The organism is Helicobacter monodelphidis (assembly GCF_003288845.1).
In the GTDB taxonomy this organism is placed as follows: Bacteria; Campylobacterota; Campylobacteria; order Campylobacterales; family Helicobacteraceae; genus NHYN01.
The window spans coordinates 119,661-140,456 of sequence record NZ_NHYN01000005.1 but is presented as its reverse complement, the minus strand read 5'-3'; the positions used below and the strand labels follow the sequence as shown (position 1 = coordinate 140,456).

Below are 20,796 nucleotides of genomic sequence, written 5' to 3'. Positions count from 1 at the left end.
TCCCAGTGAGTGCAACTCTATGCTTTGATATGCAAGGAAATCCTAAAAATGGAGTGATAAAAGAATACCATGAGAATGGGAATCTTGCCCATGAGGTGGAATTTAAAAATGGTAAGATACAAGGGGTAGAAAAGGCATATCATACAAATGGTAAGCTTAAAGCTAAAACCCCATACAAAGATGGCAAGAAAAATGGTATAGAGAAATGGTATTATGAAAATGGGAAACTTTGGAAAGAAACTCCATACAAAGATGGCAAGATAGAGGGTATAGAGAAATGGTATGATGAAAATGGGAAACTTTGGAAAGAAACTCCATACAAAGATGGCAAGAAAAATGGTATAGAGAAATCGTATTATGCAAATGGGAATCTTCGGAGAGAAGCTCCATATAAAGATGACGAGAAAAATGGTATAGAGAAATGGTATTATGAAAATGGGAAACTTTGGAGAGAAACTCCATATAAAGATGGCGAGGTAATAGTATTTGACTGATGAGGAACTCAAAGATGTGGAGAATCAGTAAGCTGTGCTATGCAGATAATTGATGGAATGATAAAAGGATAAGCAAATATGAAAAAACTAGCATTTATAGCATTGTTTGCGATGATAAGCGTGTATTTTGTGGGTTGTGGGATAAATGAGGATTCTATCCCTACTCCATCAAGCGAGGATTATAGTCATCTCCCAGAGTGTCAAAATAAAGAGGATAAGATAAAAGGTTGTCTATTGATAGATAGTGATGAGAGTGGGAAGTTTCGAAATGAAATGCCATTTAAAAATGGCAAAGTAAATGGTATGGCAAGAGAATATTTCGCTGATAAAACTATTTGTGAAACTCAATTTGTAGATAACATCGCAATGAGCACAGATATATGCTTTGATAAAGATGGCAAACTCAAAAATGGAGCGATAAAAGAATATTATGACGATGACAATCTCGCCTTTGAATACACCTTTAAAGATGGCAGGAAAGAAGGAGTGGCAAAGTCTTATTATGCAAATGGAAATATTCAGTATGAAGTCATATATAAAAATGGTAAAAGAGAGGGTGCAAGGAAGGGTTATTATGACAATGGCAATCTCGCTTTTGAAACACCATATAAAAATGGCAAAATAAATGGTATAAATAAAGGCTATCATAAAAATGGGAAACCCATTTGGGAAGTCCCATATCAAGATAGCCAAAGAGAAGGCGAAGCGAAATGGTATCACAAAAATGGCTCATTGCGTTTTATTATTACTTTTGAGAATGATAAGGCTATCAGTGGTAAATGTGGTAATGGCAAAGAGATAGAATCTCAAAAACTAAGTGAATTTAATGGTTGGGATATAAGCGTGCTTGGGTGTGATTAAGCCAATAGCGAAGCGTGGCGTCTGCTTGTAGTTACGAGTGCGTAGCAAAATCCAAAGCTAGTTTTGTCATTGCGAGATTTTTATGCAGTGGAAATCGTGGCAATCCAAGAATCTATTATATCAAATCTATTTCCTTTCATCATATTTAAGCGTTGGCTGAAGTATCCACAAGCGAATTTACTTTATCTAAAAATATTTAAAGCTATTTTTAAGATTATAAGCTATGCATATTTCGGCTATCGCCCTGAGTGTGATAAGTTAGATTCTATAGATACTTCGGGCAAGCCCCTTGAGTATGACGGATTAAGATTTTATGAGATTGTTTGGGGTTTTGGTTGTTTGGATTCTGTGGAGATTTCGGCTATCACCTCAATATGACGATAAGACTGCATAGAATCTTAATCTCCCAAAAATCTTTATGCTATAATATTATTTCTACAATCGCATCTTTAAAGGAAAACGATGAAAAAGCTAGTGTTGATAGCGGTATTTGTAGCGATAAGCGTGTATTTTGTGGGTTGTGGAGCAAATCTCCCAGAGTGTCAAAATGAAGAGGATAAGATAAAGGGTTGTATGGAGAGAACCTATTATTCTAGTGGGGAGCTTGAGTGGGAAGCTCCATACAAAGATGGCAAGAGAGAGGGTATAAAGAAATACTATTATAAAGATGGGAATCTTATGTGGGAAACTCCATACAAAGACGACAAGAAAAATGGTATAGAGAAAGAGTATGCGCAAGGGAATCTTCGGAGAGAAATTCCATACAAAGATGACAAAAGAGAGGGTATAGAGAAATTATATTTTAAAGATGGGAATCTTTTGAGGGAAGCTCCATACAAAGATGACAAGAGAGAGGGTATGTATAAATTATATAATAAAAATAAGAATCTTCGGAGAGAAGCTCCATACAAAGATGACGAGAAAAATGGTATAGAGAAATGGTATTATGAAAATGGGAATCTTTGGAGAGAAACTCCATACAAAAACAACAAGATAGAGGGTGTGGAGAAGTGGTATCGTGAAAATGGCTCATTGTGTTTTAGTATTACTTTTGAGAATGATAAGGCTATCAGTGGCACATGTGGCAATGGCAGAACAATAGGTTCTGAAAAATTGCGTGAGCATGAGGAATTTACAAGGTCCCGCACACTTGAATTTTATTGCGAAAAGCAATTAAATTAAAGGAGTAATATGAAAAAACTAGCATTTATAGCATTGTGTGCGATGATAAGCGTGTATTTTGTGGGTTGCGGGATAGGTGAGGATTCTCATGGAGATTCTATCCCTACTCCATCAAGCGAGGATTATAGTCATCTCCCAGAGTGTCAAAATAAAGAGGATAAGATAAAAGGTTGTCTATTGATAGGTAGTGATGAGAGTGAGAAATTTCGAATAGAAATCCCAATGAAAAATAATGAAATGAATGGCGTGATGAGGAATTATTATGGGAATACTCTATGTGAAACTAAATTTGTGGATTCTATCCCAGTGAGTGCAACTCTATGCTTTGATATGCAAGGAAATCCTAAAAATGGAGTGATAAAAGAATACCATGAGAATGGGAATCTTGCCCATGAGGTGGAATTTAAAAATGGTAAGATACAAGGGGTAGAGAGAGCATATCATACAAATGGAAAGCCTAAAGGTGAAATCCCATACAAAAATAGCAAAAGAGATGGAGTAACAAAAATATATAATGAAGATGGAAATCTCAGAGCGGAAATTCCATACAAAGATGGCAAAAAAGATGGGGTAGAGAAATGGTATTATGAGAATGGGAATCTTTGGAGAGAAACTCCATATAAAGATGGCAAGATAGAAGGTATAAAGAAAGAGTATGATGAAAATGGGAATCTTAAGTAGGAAACTCCATACAAAGATGGCAAGGCAATAGTATTTGACTGATGAGGAACTCAAAGATGTGGAGAATCAGTAAGCTATGCTATGCAGATAATTGATGGAATGATAAAAGGATAAGCAAATATGAAAAAACTAGCATTTATAGCATTATATGCGATGATAGGCTTAAATGGGGTGGCTTTTGCAGATTCTACAAACATAGAATCTAATCTTCCCGAGTGCAAGACTCATGAGGATAGAATCAAAGGCTGTGCGGAACGAGAATATTATACAAATGGCAATCTTTCTATTGAAATACCATTTAAAGATAGTATGTTGGAAGGCACAAAGAAAATATATGGCAAAAATGGGAATATTCTCAATGAGATTCCATTCAAAAATGGTAAATTTGATGGTATCGAGAGGCAATATTATGAGAATGGGAAGCTAGAGCTAGAAATACCACATAAAGATGGCGAGATACACGGCGTAGCTAAAACATATCACGAAAATGGGAGGCTTAGAGAAGAAATGCCACATAAGAATGATAGCTTAGATGGTGTAGTGAAATGGTATTATGATAATGGACGGCTTGAAGGTGAATTTCCATATAAAAATCACGAAGCAGATGGTATGTGGAAATGGTATCACAAAGATGGCTCATTGCGTTTGAGTATTACTTTTGAGAATAGTAAGGCTATCAGTGGTAAATGTGGTAATGGCAAGACAATAGAATCTCAAAAACTCAGTGAGTTTGATAGGTGGAATATAAGTAAGCTTGGCTGTGAATAAGCCGAAGTAGCATTGCTAGATAAAGATACTGCAAATTAAATAGTATGATGAAAGTTTTATTGATAATGAATGGCTCGTTAAGTTTGAGTTTTATTTTTGAAAATAGTAAAGCTATCAATAGCGAATAATGTAGCGATGGCAGGGAGATAGATGCTCAAAAATTGTATGGGTTGGTTTTGCAAATATATTTTGTCTTAACTTTGGTGAAATAATTTACTAAACACCTTGCTTGACAATTTCTGTATATTTGGACTAAGGGCTATAAACCGACTTCACTAGAAAATATCATAAAAAAATTTACTATAAATAGCATCTAAGTCATAACAATAAAAGATAACAAACAAAAAACTAAAAAACATAGCCATTTAATTTTGCAACATATAGATTTTTAGATTCTAAAATATTATTGATAAGATTAATAGTTGCTTAATCTATGAATTCTCCCATTGAATAGCAACTTCTCGCATAGATTCAAAACTTGTTTGAGGAGCAATTTTGCTATTTTGTTGCACTTCTTTATCTAAATAATCAAATGTACTTTTTCCAATAGCAATACCTCTGTATGAACTTTTCCAGCTAAAAAAACATTTAAAGGCATCATAGCAAGAGGGTGATCCAAATAAAATAATTGCTTTTTCATCAAGTAAAATTTTCTCTTTGGGTGGAACTTTTAAAGTTTTATAAAGAATGATTTCACAAATATTCAACTCGGGCAAAAGATTTGCTATGGGCGTAAAACTTTTTTGTGGACGAAAATAAATAATGGGAAATTCTTTATTAAGACGATGCCTAATTTCTTCCACAAAACGATGTCCATAACCACTTTGTGAACTATAAGTAACCTGCCCACAATAAGAAAGAACTGCCGCTTTTGTCTTTGAGCCAATTACATAACTAAAAGCATTATGGATAGGAATTTGAAGTCGCCTGAGGGCTTCAACACTTTGCTTTGAAGTAAAAATCAATGAAGTATTTTTTAATCTATCTGCAGGAATTTCTTCAGACTCTTTTAAGCCCAACGCATTTTTCCATACTAATGTGCTCGGTGTAAGAAATTCTCTTTGAATGATTGGCAAATTAACAACACCTTCTAATGATTGATTTCCAACAACATAAATCATCAACTGTAGCCCCCCTTTTCTCTCGTTATTGATATTTACGCGAAAATTTTTGAATAAAACCACAACGTTTACAAAGATCTTCTAAATGATTTTTTTGTTTAAAACCACGGATAATTGCTTGTGCGTAGGGTGATTTTAAAATATCTTTCAATGAATGTGTTTGGATATTACCTAAATTCAAAACACCTTCTGAATCAAGGCAACAAGGTACAACAGAACCATCATTTAAAATGCCAATATGGCTTTGCAACCCCAAGCAATAGCCATTTTCCTGTAAGATAGGATTCTGTAAAGATGGCCACTTGAATAAAGAATCTAATTCAAGAATCAAATGTTTTTTAAGGCGAATACGATGGCGTTGATTAGGGGTGAGTAGCGGAATTTGAATCTCTCCAAAGTAAGGTTTCAGCAAATCAAGTAAAATCTTCAGTTTATTACTTTTTAAATTCCAAAAACGCAAATTTAAAAAAAAGTCATTTTTTTGTTGTTCCTCACACACAAACCATATATTTTCCATATAAGATTCAAGAGTAATGGGTAAGGGTGATGAAAATAGGCTCGTTAGCGAAATATTGAGTTGTCTTAATGCAGAATGTGAGAATATTTGCAAATGATGCTGTTTAAAGACTACTCCTGTTGTCGTTAACTCAACTTGCAATCCATTTTTAGTTGCTATATCTAAAAAATCGCTTAAGTGGGGAACACAAAAAGGGTCGCCTAAAATATGTAAAGAGAGTAATGAACTCAATTCCTTTGATTCTTCACAAATTTTCTCAAAAAATTCTAAAGACATTGTACTTTGCTTTCCTGATCTTGTGTGATGAGGGCAAAAATCACAATGTAAAAAACACTCCCTTGTGATTTCAATATGAATACGATGAAATTTAAACATTAAAACGAAAATGTATTACATCGCCATCTTGCACGATATAATCCTTACCCTCAATCCTTAATGCACCTGCTTCCTTTGCACCATTTTCGCCCCTATACTGAATAAAATCTGCATAGCTGATAACCTCAGCACGTATGAAACCTCGCTCAAAATCCTTATGGATCACGGCTGCGGCAGAGGGAGCTTTACAATTTTTTTGAATCGTCCAAGAACGTACCTCTTTTACTCCAGCAGTAAAATAGCTAATAAGCCCTAATTTTGAAAAACCTATGCGAACAATGGCATCGAGTCCAGATTCTTGTAGTCCCAAACTCTCCAAGAATTCCGCTTTTTCCTCTTCATCTAAAGCAACCATTTCTTCTTCAATTTTAGAACAGATTTTCAATACTTCTCGTCCATAAGTTTTTGCATATTCCCTTACTTCTTTTACGAAATCATTATCCTGCCCTAAGCCATATTCATCAACATTTACCACATAAATGACTTCTTTATTGGTTAAAAAACGCAATTCTTTATCTAATTTTAAAAATATTTCATGTTCTTTTTGCCGAAAAAGACTCACACTATTTCCCTCATTGAGATGATTAAGTAAATTCTGTGCAAACTCTAATTCAAGAGTTGCTTCCTTGCTTGATTTAAGAGATTTTTTAAGTCGCTCGATACGATTCTCTAAGGTTTGCATATCACTAAGCAATAATTCTGTTTCTATAATTTCAATATCACGAATAGGATGGATTCCACCTTCAACATGCGTAATGTTTTCATCTTCAAAACAACGAACAATATGCAAGATTGCTTCTGTTTCCTTAATGTTAGCTAAAAATTGATTACCAAGCCCTTCACCTTTACTCGCTCCTTTAACAAGTCCGGCAATATCTACAAATTCAACAACTGAATGCTGGATTTTTTGAGGATTTACAATATCAGCCAAATGGCTTAAACGCGAATCAGGCAATGGTACAATAGCCTTATTTGGCTCAATTGTACAAAAAGGATAATTTGCTGCTTCTGCATTTTGAGTTTTAGTGAGGGCATTAAAGGTTGTCGATTTTCCTACATTAGGCAAACCAACAATTCCAATACTTAATCCCATATGAATTCCTTTACATAAAAATAAAGGGCAATTCTAACATAAATGCTCTTAAGAAAACAAAACTCTCCCTCATTTTTCGGGACTAATAAAATAACATGGCATTCATTAAGTAAACAACATTTTATGCTAAAATTGCAGTTCTCTTTGATAGTTTCTCTATAAATTTTCTCTTTTAAGGTCTATGTAATGTTGCGTTTTTTACTGCTCTTTTTTGTTTCTGTGGTCGGGGTGTATGCTGTAGATGCAGAGTCTTCCAAAAAAACTAAAGATTCCTCTTTAGAAAAAGTTTTACCAACAAGCGGACTTGTGCAATCCATTGCTTTTAATCAAAATAAGGGTCTATTGTATGTGGCAAATGATAATGGTATTGTAGATATTATTTCTTTTGCTAAACAACAACCGATTAGGCAAATTACTCTTGAGAAAATTACCAATTTCATGGGAGAACTTTTAGCACCTAAGATTTTTGAGATTGATGCATTCAATGACACAGTGCTGATGGTTGTTGAGGGCGACAATGGTGGGCGTAATATTTGGCTTTTTCAAAATAATACCTTAAGCAAATTAGCAATTAAAGGTGATTTAGCGATTAAAAAAGCACGATTCATTAATTCTGATTTAATCCTTATTGCCACATTAGGTAACGAAATTGGCCTGTATCACTTACCCCAAAACCATTTCTTATATAAATTTCATCTTTCAAGTTCACGCTTTTCAGATTTTTCCTTAAATGAGGATCGAACACAGGCTGCATTGAGCGATGAAAGCGGTGTTGTTCAGATTTTAGATGTTAAACATGCTTCCATCAAACATCAATTTGAAGAGGTGCATAAGGACAATATTTATCAAATCCAATTTGCTGGAGATAAAGTTATCACTGCTGGGCAGGATAGAAAAGTAGGAGTTATTGACATAAAAACTCTACAAGTCAAAACAATGGAGCAGAATTTTTTAGTTTATGCAGTAGGGTTAAACCAAAAAATGGGTGCATATATGGCTGATGAAGAAAACACCATCACCCTTTTTAACCCCAACGATTTATCAATTTTAACCACACTGGAAGGAGGGGAAACCGTTCCTAATACTTTATTATTTATCAACAAAAACTATCTTTTGAGTGCTGGTGATGAAATGGGTGTATATGTTTGGAATCTTAAGGGGGTAAAACAATGAATATTTCTAGTGTGATTGTATGGTTTAAAGAGGGCTGTCAGCAAAATATACGGCAGGAATTAGCACAGATTCAGGGCGTGGAGTGTCATCAAGAAGAAGCTGGTAAAATGATTGTAACCATTCAGGGTGAAAATGTTAGCGATGAGGTAAAGGCATTGCGGTGCATTGAATCATTGAATGGGGTAATCAGTGCTGAAATGGTTTATAGCTATTCAGAGGAAATTCAAACACAAAAGAATCAAATTGAAGGCTATGCTTATGAATCGCTAAATGACACTAAAAAAGCAGAACAACTTCGCTATGGTGGTAGCGTTTCTATTCAACTAGAAGAAGCTTTGAAGAAATAATCTTTGAATTTTAAGCTTAAAATTAAATTGATAAGGGGATATTTAATTTTAAATGTTACAAAAATAATCAAAAAGAGTAGTCTTGTTTTAAAAAGTAGCCAAAATAGCAGATTTTATGCTATAATCTGAGTTCAACATTATTTACTCGGAGGAGCTTATGAATAAAGCTGAATTTGTAGACTTAGTAAAAGATGTAGGTGGCTTTGATGCAAGAAAAGATGCTGAAAAAGCTGTAACTGCATTTGTCCAAGCGGTTGAGACTGCACTTAAGAAAAATGAATCTGTTGTTTTAGTCGGTTTTGGAACTTTCGAATCCGTTGTTCAAAAAGGAAAAAAAGGAAAAGTTCCAGGTAGTAACAAGGTTTATGAAACAAAAGATAAGTATGTGCCTAAATTCAAAGCAGGTAAGAATCTTAAGGAGAGCGTGGAATCAATTAAAGTAAAATAATCATAAAAATTAGCTCCCCTTTGTATGTTGGGGGGCATCTTCTGTCTTCGTAGCTCAGCTGGATAGAGCATTCGATTCCTAATCGAAAGGTCGTGGGTTCGAATCCCGCCGTGGACACCAACTCATATCTTAGTTTATGCCCACACGATAGTAGTTCAACAATTAAATAGTTAATGGTCAGTGCGTTTGTTCACAAAATATAACAAAGCCTTACAGGTAGCTACTCACCACAATAAAGATGGATAGGCTTATCGTATTTGCATAAAATATTTTTCAATATAGCGATAAGTTAGACTTGAGCAAATGATGATAGCTCCTAAACTAAGTAACACCAGCACCCAATTCAACCAAACTAGCCCAGTATCAATCATCTGATAATCCTCTTGAATCTGTAAAATTTCTACCCCAAAATATCTTGCAACCCGAACGCAAATAATCACGATACACATCCAAACCAAAGTGTGTGTCATATAGATAGAATATGAAATATTTCCAATAAAAACAAATAATTTATTTTTAAAAAAATAATGAAAAATACCCTTTGAAAATACAAAAATAAGAATCAAAAAACTGAATGCAACCACGCTCCATTCTCTATAATCCATAACAATCACAAAATATACAATCACCAAAATTAAGCTCTCCATCAAAGAATACACCCAAAAAGAAAAAATATTTTGAATTTGTATTGAATATAAGAATCTATACAAATAACAACAGAAGATACCAGCTGAAAAATAATATATTCCCTCCAAGACAGCTGTTGTTAAAAATGTAAATTCTAAGGAACTCACTAAAAATAGCACAGAAAAGATCAGTAAACGTATCTTAAAAAATAAAAATATTGAAATTCCAAAAAAAATATAAAGATAATATTCTACACTTAAACTCCACGCAACAGAATTAAAAGAAAGTGGATTGGCAAAACTTAACCATGATTGCAACAAAAACAAATGGGGAAGAATTTCACTGGTTGCATTCGCACCCACAAAGGGAACTGATTGTATAAATCCATATTGATAGGCAATGGCTTTTGAACACTCAAAAGCCAAAAACAGAACAAACATAAATAAATACAAAGGCAAAATTCTTAAACTACGTCTATAGAGAAAATTTTTAAAAGAAAAATTTTCTCTATCATAAGCATAAGTAATAACAAATCCGCTAAGAATGAAGAAAAAGTCAACAAAATAAAAAGAATGTTCAAAAAACTTCCATTCAGACATTGTCGCATTAAAATGAATATGAAAGAGAACAACACATAAAGCAGCAATACCTCTAAATGAATCTAAAACAATGAAATGATCGCTAGATTTCAAAATTTCTTCTTCATTAAATCTTCATAAATATCATTCGCAAGATTCAGCACCCTACTCGCTGTTTCTTCGGTTGTACGTGCCGTCTGAACATTATCTTCATTCGTGGATTCTAAATTATTCATCGCTGTATTTATTTTTTCCATACTATCTGCTTGAAGTGTAATGACTTCAATCACTTCTGTTACACTCTGCACAAGAGTACTAATATTTGATTCAATCTCACTCAAGCTCTTATTAGTTCGTTCAGCAAGACTTCTTACCTCATCAGCTACAACGGCAAAACCACGACCGTGCTCCCCTGCCCTTGCAGCTTCAATCGCCGCATTCAAGGCAAGCAGATTTGTTTGATTAGCGATATCATGTATAACACTTACAATACCGCGAATATTTTCCATTTGCGAAATAACCTCTGAGGATTGATTGCTAACCCCATGCATAGACTCATCCATTTGTTGCAAAATTGTTACACTTTCCTGTAAAGACTGAAATTGCAAAATAGCACCCTCATTCAATGTTGTTACGCTTTTGCTTAAAGTATCTGAATCACTCTCAAGTTGCTTGGCAAAATTATAAGACCTTTTAAGCATTTGACTCATTTCCGTTCCAAGGTGATTAATGCTCAATTCAAACGCACCTTCTGCATTCTCTATTGAAGCACAAAAATTAAATTGATTGTATTCCTTAATAGTTGCTGCAATGCGATTCATATCACAACCAAGATAGCTTTGCAATGTTGATAACATAGAATTAAACAATGCAATTAATTCATTAATCTGTTCATTGTGTGCCTTACTATCCACACGCATACATAAACTTCCTGATTCAACTTCTCGAAGTACAGATGCTACTGACTCAATCACTGCACAATCTTGTTGTAAATTCTGCTGTATTTCATCAACGCTCTTATTAATTGATTGAGCCATTTGACCCAAACGATCTTGTGAATAAAGTGGAATTGCTTCAACGCTTTGGATTTCTCGTCGCAAAAAAGAAAAGAATTGCTCTAAGCCTACATTTAAGGATTTAAGCGATTTAACAAAAGTATAAACTACCCAAATTACAATTGGTATAGCAAATAAAATATAAAAAATAATCGCTAAAAGCACAGCAACTTGCAGGTATTCTTGAAAAGCATTATCTACCTCTACAATCATATGTTCTAGTTTGTCGACATATACACCTGTTCCAATCCAAACATCTTCTAAACCACTCACATTTTTAACATACGAAATTTTTGGCGTATCCACAAAAGTATTTCCAACTTTTTTAGGCCACTCATAATGCACAAAACCACCGCCATTTTTAGCCGCCTTATATAATTCCCGAATTAAATATAAACCATTTGAATCTTGATGATTATATAAATCCTCTCCGATAATGCTTTGTCGAAAATAAGGATAAGCAACAGGTGTATATTTGTGGTATACAAATAAGTAGTTTTCATCTGCACCAAAAATAACATTCTGTAAAAGCTTATTAATTTTTTCTACCTTTTCTTCTTGTGTTCCTTTTTCATTCTCCAAAGCTGCAACAATCATTTTTTCTGCTGAATCTACAACATCTCGTAAGTGCAACTCAGTTTGTTGTGTAATATTTCGCCTTGTATCTTGTTGTGCCTTATTGTTAAGAATAACCCCCATCCCGACAACAACTATTATTGTCATGGCAAGCAAAACTGCAACTAAAATTCCAAGCTTTAATTCCAATCTCATATTACCAAATATCTTCATTTTAAACTCCCTAAATGAAAAAATTTAAGGCATTATAACCAAATTTAAAGCAATGATAAAAAATAAGAAAATACATCAATATTCTCTGATTATTTTTGTAACAAAAATTCACACTTCTAATACTTCATTTTTTGGAACACTAAATGCTTAAATACCTCAAAAGCTGAATTTTTCACAACAGGAGCAAAACAATGAAAAAGATGAGATTAGGCATTCTCTTTGTATTGGGGCTTTCTATTAGCGGTTGCTTGGGACCGCGACCAGAAGCATTTTTGATTGGGACAGGAGTTGGTATTGCAGGGACTTGTTTCTTTTTGTGGGGTAATCCATTTTGTCAAGACGGAAGTCAGTTCAGCAACGCACAATCACGGCGAACAACGCCCTTATGGCAGATTCATGACCCCTATTTTCCAGATGCCTCTGTACCTTATGACATGTATTAAAAATCTGTTTTCAATTATGTTCCTTTTAACCCTAAATGCGTTATTATATTAAAAATGTATTTTATGGTTTAAGAGGAAAATTATGATAGATAATAAGTTGTTATTACAAAACTTTGAGGAAATCAAGGAAAAGTTACAGATTCGTGGTGTCGCAGTAAGCACGCTAGAGCAACTTTACAAAGTCTCCACGGACTATAAGGCACTAAAACAAGAACTTGAGGAATATCAAGCTTTTCAAAATCGTGCTTCCAAACTCTTTGCAGAATACAAACAAAAAGGTGAGGATACCACTTCACTCAAACAAGATCTTGAAGAAAATAAACAAAAAATCTCTCAAAAAGAGGAAGAGCTAAACTTCTTAACAAAACAACTAAGCAAGTTAAGCCACTCTATTCCTAATTTACCTGATTCAATCACACCTATTGGAAAAGATGAGTCAGATAATGTTGAGATAAAAAAAATCCTTACACCAAGAATATTCAATTTTACACCTAAGGAACATTGGGAATTAGCTACGAAAAATGGCTGGATTGACTTTGAAGCAGGGGTAAAGTTGGCTAAAAGTCGTTTTTCTGTACTAAGAAAAATGGGTGCAAAAATCAATCGTGCCTTAATCAATATGATGTTGGATTACAATCAAAAGGCTGGATTTGAGATGGTTGCAACACCCGTGATTGTGAATGCAGAAATGCTATTTGGAACGGGGCAACTACCAAAATTTGAAGAAGATATGTTTAAAATTACCTCACCCCTAGAAGAAGATGTGAATGCAACTTTTTCTAATGATTTATATCTAATTTCTACCTCTGAAATCACCCTAACCAACCTCTATAATGATACAATCATTCCAAAAGAGGAACTCCCTATTCGTCTAACAGCACATACGCCTTGCTTTCGCAAAGAAGCAGGGAGTGCTGGGAGAGACACAAGAGGAATAATTAGACAGCATCAGTTTGATAAAGTGGAACTAGTTGCCATTACTACACCAGAACAAAGTGAAGAAATGCAACAAGATATGCTTCAAGCTGCAAGCCACATTCTAAAAGATTTGGAATTACCTCATCGCTTTATGCAACTTTGCAGTGGTGATTTAGGTTTTAGTGCAAGCAATACAGTAGACATTGAGGTTTGGTTACCTGGACAAAATTGTTATCGAGAAATTAGTTCTGTTTCTAACACACGTGATTTTCAGGCAAGAAGAGCAAAAATTCGCTACAAAGAAAATAAAAAAAATATGCTTGTGCACACACTAAATGGTTCTGCATTAGCAGTCGGCAGAACTCTTGTTGCATTAATGGAGAATCATCAACAAGAAGATGGGACAATCAATATTCCAAAAGCCCTCGAACGATATTTATAAGATAAAAGGAGAATAAATATGGCTGATAACACCATACGTCTTGATGATGAAGTAAATGAAGATACGCATACAGCAGATAAAAAAGAGACAAAAGAGTTAATTCAAGAAACAACAAAAGAGGCGATGGAGCAATCATTAAAAAAATACACCTTAATGGATAAGATGCGTCGTCTTTTTATTGCACTTGGACAAGGCACAAAAGGATTAAATCAATTAGGCAACATTTTAGATTCTCTACCACGTCCGGCTAGACTTGGAATTTACATTGTCGCCGCACTCATTGCATTCTTACTTATTTTACTTTTAATTTATCAAATTGTCAGTAGTTTTTTTGATCAAGAACTCACCTTGCCCGCAATCCCTACAAGACCACAAATTCAAGCGCCCTCAGCCCCACCAATCTTAGACGCTTCCACGATTGAAATGATGATTAAAAAAGCAAATATTTTATATGAACAAGGGCAAAAAAATGAGGCACTGGACTTATTTTCAACTATCTCACGTTATTCGGAATCTCTCTCAAATTTCAATCTTGGTGTAGCACAATTTAATGACAATAACTATCAAGCAGCTATTGAATCATTCCAAAAGGCTATCGATGCTGGGGAAGATCGTGCAATGAGTGCAATTAATGCCGCTATGATTGCATTTTTAATGAGAAATGAACCATTATATAACTATTATGTCAATCTTGCTGAGGCATATTTGACAGAAGCTGCCGGACTTCCACTTTATCCCTTTATTTTTGCTCTTGTGCAATACTATAAAGGAAATTATTTTGAGGCTATTTCACCCCTAATTCACGACCAAACACCTTATTATCGTAAAGAAAAGGACCAGCTCCTTGCAAAACTTTTCCTCTATTATGGTGATACACAAAATGCTTTGGAATATCTCTCTCGTTCTGCGGAAGCAAAGGATTTTTTTGATTTAGGTATGCTTTATGCACGCACAGGAGACTATGTTGCCGCAAGACAGCATTTACTCTCCTATATGGAACAAATTGATAACGAAAGTGTTGCCCCTAAAATTGCCTATGAACTGACTGCCCTTAAAGAAGGGCGTATGGCAATTGCTGCTTCTGTTTTAAACAATCTCAACAAAGATGATGATAATAAAAATGCTACAATATTCCCTATTCGTGTACGGCTTAAAGAATCACTTTTTGATGTGCATGAATCCCAACGCACTTTTTGGAAAGATTTTTCAGAATACAAGGTGAATGCTTATAAAATCTTATTTTATTATGCCCCTTATCGCGTGTTTGATGCAAAACAAGCTTTGGAATTTATTCGCGATGGTGGCATCAATATTGAGCTAAACAACCTAGAAGAAGCAAAAACAGAGCTTACAGCCGGTTCTACAATCTCACGCGTAAATTTGGATATTGCACAAGCCTTAAAAGCTGTCCTAAAGAATCATTCACAAGAGGCTAATCGCCTATTAAAAGGGGCCATTCAACAATTTCCGAATCATAGTATTCTACATTACAATCTTGGCTTATCTTATGCACAATTAGGAGATTTTGACAATGCTTATAAACATTTTTTACGCAGTTATCACTTAGATACTCGTGATATTCTTGCAGGGATTTTTGCAATGATTACTTCTGATCTCACTTACCGCAATCGTACACGTTTAAATAATGGTTTTGGTGAGGATTTAGAGGCAGCACCATTAACGCCTGATGAAGAAGTATTTTTGAAATCTTTGCTAGGCTTTACAAATAATGTCCCTCAACCTCCCCTTGAGTGGATACATACTGCACAAAAGCCACGTAGCATAGACTATGCTTTAGATTATGTTGTTGCAGTGCAAAATAAAAATCAAGCAAGAATGAAAGAAGCGGCAGAAAGGCTTTTAAATCTTAATCAAAATGATATAGTTTCCTCTCTATTATGGCTACTTGCGGATAATTTCGAAAAAAATCCTAAAGAGATGGCACAAAGTGTCAATATTTTTTACAAAGAATCTAATGCATCTTTAGACCCCGTCTTTTATGGACCAACCCTTGCAAGGGAACTTTATGTACGGGTAGGTTACAATATCGGTGCTTTAAGAAGGGTAGAACAAATTCTCAATGATAAAGTCTTGAGTGTTCAAGAAAGTAGTGTGGGTATTATGCAAGCGTTGGCACTCACAAGCATTTATTTACGTGAATTTGAAAAAGCATATATCATTTACAATTCGCTAATTGATGATGCAAAGCAAACTGACGCACAAACAATGTTTTTGGCTTCTGTTGCAGCAATTGGAGCAGGACACAACGAAAATGCCACTGCCCTACTCTCACTTTCCAAATTAGAAGCACCTACAAATTACGAGAGTCGCTATGGACTGGGTTTACTGCATCAAGAGGCTAAAAATTTAAGAGCTGCTTTGATTCAATTTGGTGCAATGGGTCCAGTTGAATTCAAGTCAGAATATTTTGATTTTGAAATCGACACCCATCAAGAATTGTTACCTGTATTGCCCTTTTCAGCAGAACAACCGAGTATGCCCGTAGCACAAACTCAAGAGACAAATAGCACAGCTATTTCACCTATTATTATGCCAACGCAACAATAAAGGATTAAAAATGAGTGTTTTAGATGGATTAAATCAAAAACAAAGAGAGGCAGCCTCTATCATTGATGGCCCTGTATTAATTCTTGCAGGGGCTGGTAGCGGAAAAACAAAAACAATCACGACAAGACTTGCTTATTTTATTGATGAAGTAGGCATTCCGCCCACCCAAACTCTTACCCTCACATTCACCAATAAAGCAGCGGCTGAAATGCGTTCTAGAGCATTAAGTATGATTACAAACCCAAATATTCCGCCACCCCTCTTATGTACATTTCACCAATTTGGGTTAATGTTTTTGCGACTTTATATGCAAGAATTAAATCGAAAAAATACTTTTATCGTGATTGATAGCAATGATAGACAACAGATCATTAAAGATATTCTACAAACTTTTCCTCTATTCAAAGACAAATCACCATCTGTTATTGAATCTGAAATTTCGCGTTTTAAGAATATCTTTTTAACCGCAGAAGAATTTAAAGTTCAAGATGTCGCAAAAAACTCTGATGCAGAGGTTGTGCAACATATCTCTGGTTATTACGAAAAATATTTGATTGAAAATAATTTAGTTGATTTTGATGATCTTTTGCTTTTACCCTATCGCATTCTAAGTCACAATATAGATTTGTGCCACAAAATTAGTGAACAATATCGTTATATCATGGTTGATGAATACCAAGATACCAATGATGTTCAAAATAATTTACTTGAAAAAATATGTTCTGTTTATCAAAATTTATGCGTTGTAGGTGATGATGACCAAAGCATTTATAGCTGGCGAGGAGCAGATATTCAATATATTTTAGATTTTGAAGTCCGCTATAAGGATACAAAAGTTGTAAAACTGGAGCAAAATTATCGTTCTACACATCAGATACTAGAAGTTGCAAACCGCCTCATTGCACACAATGAAAGGCGGTTAGGAAAAGAATTAAATAGTCTTGTTGGAAATGGTGCAAAAGTTGAAGTGCTTGAATCCTTAGGTGATTATGAAGAAATTGGACGCATTAGTGATAAGATTATTCAACTCATTGAAAAAGGAACAAAGAAACAAGATATTGCTATTCTCTTTAGGCTTAATGCTCTAAGTCGCTCTATTGAAGAGGGCTTAATGCGTGCAGGCTTACCTTTTAAATTAATTGGGACAATACGATTTTACGAGAGGCAGGAAATCAAGGATTATATTGCTTATTTTCGCCTAATCGTGAATCTACATGACAATTTCTCATTCAGTAGAATTATCGATAAACCAAGACGCGGTATCGGAAAAGTCAGTCTACAAAAAGCCATCCTTAGGACATTAGAAATGGGTTGTTCTTTATATGATTTCTCCAAAACAGAAGAATTTCTCTCCTTGCTTGGAGGAAATCGTGCAACAATTATTCGCCAATTGTTCGCCGACTTAGAAGAACTACAAAACATAATGCAACATTCCATCATCGACTTCATTCAGGAATTTGACAAAAAAATCCCCCTTAAAGCTTATTATAAAGAACAGGAAAATGGCAATGAAAGAGTTGAAAACATTCAAGAATTCCTCGGTGTTATTGCACAAATGGTTCAAATGAATCCAGCAATTACCTTAGAAGAGATTCTTAACAAAATCTCTCTTAGTAATGCTTCAGATGATATTCTTGAAGACGGAGATGCAATTTTATGTATGAATATCCATGCAAGTAAAGGCTTAGAATTTAAACATGTTTTTGTTGTTGGTATGGAGGAAGGGTTCTTTCCTCTTTTGCACAAAGGGATTGATATTGAAGAAGAAAGAAGGTTAGGCTATGTTGCTTGTACACGAGCTAAAAAAAGTCTAACTTTAAGCTATGTTGATGTTCGATTTTTTTATGGTAAACAAGAACATCGCAAACCTTCAAGATTTTTGAGGGAAATGGGGCTAATTGCACAAGATTCTACAATGCCTAGTTTTTTTTGCAATGACCTTGGATTAAAAAAAGGTGATATTGTCCAACATAAAACTTTTGGAAAAGGTTGCGTTCAAGAAGTCAGTAAAGAAGAAGGGAGAGAACCAAAGGTAAAGGTCAATTTTGGTGGGCTTTATCGTGATATTCTTGCCTCTTTTTTGATTAAAATCGGATAAGGAAAATAAATTCATGTATAAAATTCAAGACATTCAACAAAGCCTCAAAGCACACAAACTCACACAACAAGATTTCAAACAGATTTGTTCTCTTTTGGGCAGAGAACCCAACCTTGTGGAGCTGGGTATTTTTTCGGCAATGTGGAGTGAACATTGTAGCTATAAATCGAGTCGTATCTACCTTAAGGGTTTTCCGACAAAGGCTGAATGGGTAGTACAAGGACCCGGTGAGAATGCGGGAGTAATTGACATTGGAGGAGGAATTGTAGCTGTTTTTAAAATGGAATCACATAACCACCCAAGCTTCATAGAGCCTTATGCTGGAGCAGCAACAGGTGTGGGTGGAATCCTAAGGGATATTTTTACAATGGGTGCAAGACCTGTCGCTTCTTTGAATTCTATCCGCTTTGGTGACTTATGCAATAAAAATACATTAGGCACAAAACATCGTTATTTACTTCGTGGTGTTGTTAAAGGAATTGGCGATTATGGCAATTGTATGGGCATTCCTACTATTGGCGGGGAATTCAGTACGGAATCCTGCTATAACGGCAATATTTTAGTAAATGCTTTCAGTATAGGTATCGCCAAAAAAGAGGAAATTTTTTATGGACGTGCAGAGGGTATCGGCAATCCTGTTATTTATATGGGCAGTAAAACCGGCAGAGATGGATTAGGTGGAGCAGTGATGAGTTCTGATAGCTTCAATGAACATTCTGCTTCCCTGCGTCCAACAGTTCAACTAGGCGATCCTTTCACAGAAAAATTACTTCTTGAGGCCTGCTTAGAAATTTTTAAAGAAAATCTAATTATTGGCATTCAAGATATGGGTGCAGCAGGATTAACAAGTTCTAGTTTTGAAATGGCTGGACGTGCAAATAGCGGAATGCGTTTGCATTTGGACCGTGTCCCTATGCGTGAAAATAATATGAATCCTTATGAATTGATGCTTAGTGAAAGTCAAGAACGTATGTTACTCTGTGCAAAAAAAGGTTGCGAAAAACGTATCTTAGAAATTTGTCAAAAATGGGAATTAGATTGTGCCATCATTGGAGAGGTTTGCGAGGGAGATACAATGGAGTTACTTTGGTATGATGAAGTTTGTGCGAAACTCCCTATTTCTCCCATTAGTGAGAATGCACCTATCCTACAACGACCTGTTAAGATACCTCAATACCTCTCTCAAACCACACACAAACAAGTCGGTTTTCATCCATCGCATTCTTTAGAAGAAGTCTTTAAAACTTTATGGAATTCTTTAGAAATCTCTTCCAAGCAATGGATTTACGAGCAATACGATTCTAGTGTACAGGGAAATACTTATCGTAGCAATGAAGGCGATGCAAGTCTTTTGCGCATCAAAGAAAACGGTGTGGGGTTAGCTTTGAGTATTGGCTGTAATCCAAGATTATGCTATCTAAATCCTAAAGAAGGTGCAAAGAGAGCTGTTGCAAAATGTGGAAGAGAAATTGCAGTATTAGGTGCGAAACCACTTGCACTCACGGATTGTCTCAATTTTGGAAGCCCGGAAAATCCAGAAGTAATGTGGCAATTCAAAGAATCTTGTGAGGGAATAAAAGAAGCTGCAGCATTTTTGCAAACACCCGTTGTAAGTGGTAATGTTTCATTGTATAATCGTAGTGACGATATGGAAATTTTTCCTACCCCAAGTATTGCAATGGTTGGGATAATTCAAAACCCAAATGAAGCAATGGATGCAAAATTCAAAAAAGTGGGCAATGCCCTGTATTTGTTAGGAAAAAACAAATTAGAATTTTCTGGAAGTCTTTACCAAAAGTATTGCCTTAATGAGCTTATGGGGGATTTAGATCCTTTAGACTTGAAAGCAGAGCAACAATTATGGAAATGTTTATATCAGGGAATTCAGACGCATTGCATTCAAAGTGCAAAAGAGGTAGGGAGTGGTGGGATTGCCATCACTCTTGCAAAAATGGCAATTCTAAGTGAATTAGGTTGTAAAATTCAGCTTGATGTTGCAGAATTATTTTCAGAATCTCCATCGTTAGCCATTGTTGAGATTCCACAAGACAGAATACAAGATTTTGAACGCATTACAAAAGAATATGGCATACATTCAACCTACTTAGGTTACATTCTTAAAGAATCTTATGTTCAACTTAATGATATTAGATTTAAAATAAAAGATTTACGCCAAACTTTTTATCATCACTTTGTAGAAATTGCACAAAAACTTTAG

The 20,796-nt window shown here is 35.0% G+C and carries 19 protein-coding genes and 1 tRNA gene; 15 read left to right on the top strand and 5 right to left on the bottom strand.

Annotated elements, in window-relative coordinates; translation table 11 throughout:
- The 6 genes from CCZ01_RS04030 to CCZ01_RS04005 form a co-directional block, all read left to right on the top strand.
- Window positions 1-494 (top strand): toxin-antitoxin system YwqK family antitoxin (locus CCZ01_RS04030; RefSeq protein ID WP_146745215.1); only part of this gene is annotated, 494 nt, incomplete at its 5' end.
- A gap of 78 nt (window positions 495-572) precedes the next feature.
- Entirely contained in the window at window positions 573-1,355 is a 783-nt protein-coding gene (locus CCZ01_RS04025; protein ID WP_112051945.1) for a toxin-antitoxin system YwqK family antitoxin, read from the top strand.
- 63 nt (window positions 1,356-1,418) lie between these two features.
- On the top strand, window positions 1,419-1,733 hold the full coding sequence (locus CCZ01_RS04020) for a hypothetical protein (RefSeq protein ID WP_112051944.1): 315 nt from the start codon (window positions 1,419-1,421) through the stop codon (window positions 1,731-1,733).
- A gap of 84 nt (window positions 1,734-1,817) precedes the next feature.
- Window positions 1,818-2,537, top strand: a complete 720-nt coding sequence (locus CCZ01_RS04015; protein ID WP_112051943.1) for a toxin-antitoxin system YwqK family antitoxin — start codon at window positions 1,818-1,820, stop codon at window positions 2,535-2,537.
- Window positions 2,538-2,546: 9 nt separating this feature from the next.
- The gene (locus CCZ01_RS04010; protein WP_112051942.1) at window positions 2,547-3,218 is read left to right on the top strand and encodes a toxin-antitoxin system YwqK family antitoxin; all 672 of its coding nucleotides are present in this window, start codon (window positions 2,547-2,549) and stop codon (window positions 3,216-3,218) included.
- Window positions 3,219-3,338: 120 nt separating this feature from the next.
- On the top strand, window positions 3,339-3,986 hold the full coding sequence (locus CCZ01_RS04005; RefSeq protein ID WP_112051941.1) for a toxin-antitoxin system YwqK family antitoxin: 648 nt from the start codon (window positions 3,339-3,341) through the stop codon (window positions 3,984-3,986).
- A 431-nt stretch (window positions 3,987-4,417) separates the two neighbouring features.
- Here CCZ01_RS04005 and CCZ01_RS04000 read toward each other — a convergent pair whose 3' ends face one another.
- From CCZ01_RS04000 to ychF, 3 genes are read right to left on the bottom strand one after another with little or no spacing between them, the layout of a single operon-like run.
- A complete protein-coding gene (locus CCZ01_RS04000) occupies window positions 4,418-5,107 on the bottom strand; it encodes a uroporphyrinogen-III synthase (RefSeq protein ID WP_112051940.1) in 690 nt (229 codons plus the stop codon).
- Between the two features lie 25 nt (window positions 5,108-5,132).
- Window positions 5,133-5,999, bottom strand: a complete 867-nt coding sequence (locus tag CCZ01_RS03995; RefSeq protein ID WP_112051939.1) for a radical SAM/SPASM domain-containing protein — start codon at window positions 5,997-5,999, stop codon at window positions 5,133-5,135.
- Window positions 5,992-7,092, bottom strand: coding sequence for a redox-regulated ATPase YchF (gene ychF, locus CCZ01_RS03990; protein WP_112051938.1), 1,101 nt, complete (start codon window positions 7,090-7,092; stop codon window positions 5,992-5,994). The genes CCZ01_RS03995 and ychF overlap by 8 nt, the downstream gene beginning before the upstream one ends.
- 186 nt (window positions 7,093-7,278) lie before the next feature.
- Here ychF and CCZ01_RS03985 point away from each other — a divergent pair, with 186 nt between their 5' ends.
- The 4 genes from CCZ01_RS03985 (at window position 7,279) to CCZ01_RS03970 (ending at window position 9,180) form a co-directional block, all read left to right on the top strand.
- On the top strand, window positions 7,279-8,265 hold the full coding sequence (locus CCZ01_RS03985; RefSeq protein ID WP_112051937.1) for a WD40 repeat domain-containing protein: 987 nt from the start codon (window positions 7,279-7,281) through the stop codon (window positions 8,263-8,265).
- Window positions 8,262-8,612: a chaperone NapD gene (locus tag CCZ01_RS03980; RefSeq protein ID WP_112051936.1), complete on the top strand. Its 351-nt coding sequence runs from the start codon at window positions 8,262-8,264 to the stop codon at window positions 8,610-8,612. Before CCZ01_RS03985 ends, CCZ01_RS03980 begins: the two co-directional genes overlap by 4 nt.
- Before the next feature lie 157 nt (window positions 8,613-8,769).
- Complete coding sequence (locus CCZ01_RS03975; RefSeq protein ID WP_112051935.1) at window positions 8,770-9,060, top strand: HU family DNA-binding protein; 291 nt, start codon at window positions 8,770-8,772, stop codon at window positions 9,058-9,060.
- A gap of 43 nt (window positions 9,061-9,103) precedes the next feature.
- Window positions 9,104-9,180 (top strand) — tRNA-Arg (locus CCZ01_RS03970).
- 128 nt (window positions 9,181-9,308) lie between these two features.
- Here CCZ01_RS03970 and CCZ01_RS03965 read toward each other — a convergent pair.
- Both CCZ01_RS03965 and CCZ01_RS03960 read right to left on the bottom strand, forming a co-directional pair.
- On the bottom strand, window positions 9,309-10,379 hold the full coding sequence (locus CCZ01_RS03965) for an acyltransferase family protein (protein WP_181566301.1): 1,071 nt from the start codon (window positions 10,377-10,379) through the stop codon (window positions 9,309-9,311).
- Window positions 10,376-12,109, bottom strand: a complete 1,734-nt coding sequence (locus tag CCZ01_RS03960; protein WP_112051933.1) for a methyl-accepting chemotaxis protein — start codon at window positions 12,107-12,109, stop codon at window positions 10,376-10,378. The genes CCZ01_RS03965 and CCZ01_RS03960 overlap by 4 nt, the downstream gene beginning before the upstream one ends.
- A 191-nt stretch (window positions 12,110-12,300) precedes the next feature.
- Between CCZ01_RS03960 and CCZ01_RS03955 the strand changes: the two genes are divergently transcribed.
- From CCZ01_RS03955 to purL, 5 genes are all read left to right on the top strand, one after another.
- A complete protein-coding gene (locus CCZ01_RS03955) occupies window positions 12,301-12,552 on the top strand; it encodes a hypothetical protein (protein WP_112051932.1) in 252 nt (83 codons plus the stop codon).
- A gap of 82 nt (window positions 12,553-12,634) precedes the next feature.
- Window positions 12,635-13,912, top strand: a complete 1,278-nt coding sequence (gene serS / locus CCZ01_RS03950; protein WP_112051931.1) for a serine--tRNA ligase — start codon at window positions 12,635-12,637, stop codon at window positions 13,910-13,912.
- Between the two features lie 18 nt (window positions 13,913-13,930).
- The gene (locus CCZ01_RS03945) at window positions 13,931-16,480 is read left to right on the top strand and encodes a tetratricopeptide repeat protein (RefSeq protein WP_112051930.1); all 2,550 of its coding nucleotides are present in this window, start codon (window positions 13,931-13,933) and stop codon (window positions 16,478-16,480) included.
- A 10-nt stretch (window positions 16,481-16,490) separates the two neighbouring features.
- Window positions 16,491-18,578, top strand: coding sequence for an ATP-dependent helicase (locus CCZ01_RS03940; RefSeq protein WP_112051929.1), 2,088 nt, complete (start codon window positions 16,491-16,493; stop codon window positions 18,576-18,578).
- A 13-nt stretch (window positions 18,579-18,591) separates the two neighbouring features.
- A complete protein-coding gene (gene purL / locus CCZ01_RS03935) occupies window positions 18,592-20,796 on the top strand; it encodes a phosphoribosylformylglycinamidine synthase subunit PurL (RefSeq protein ID WP_220106534.1) in 2,205 nt (734 codons plus the stop codon).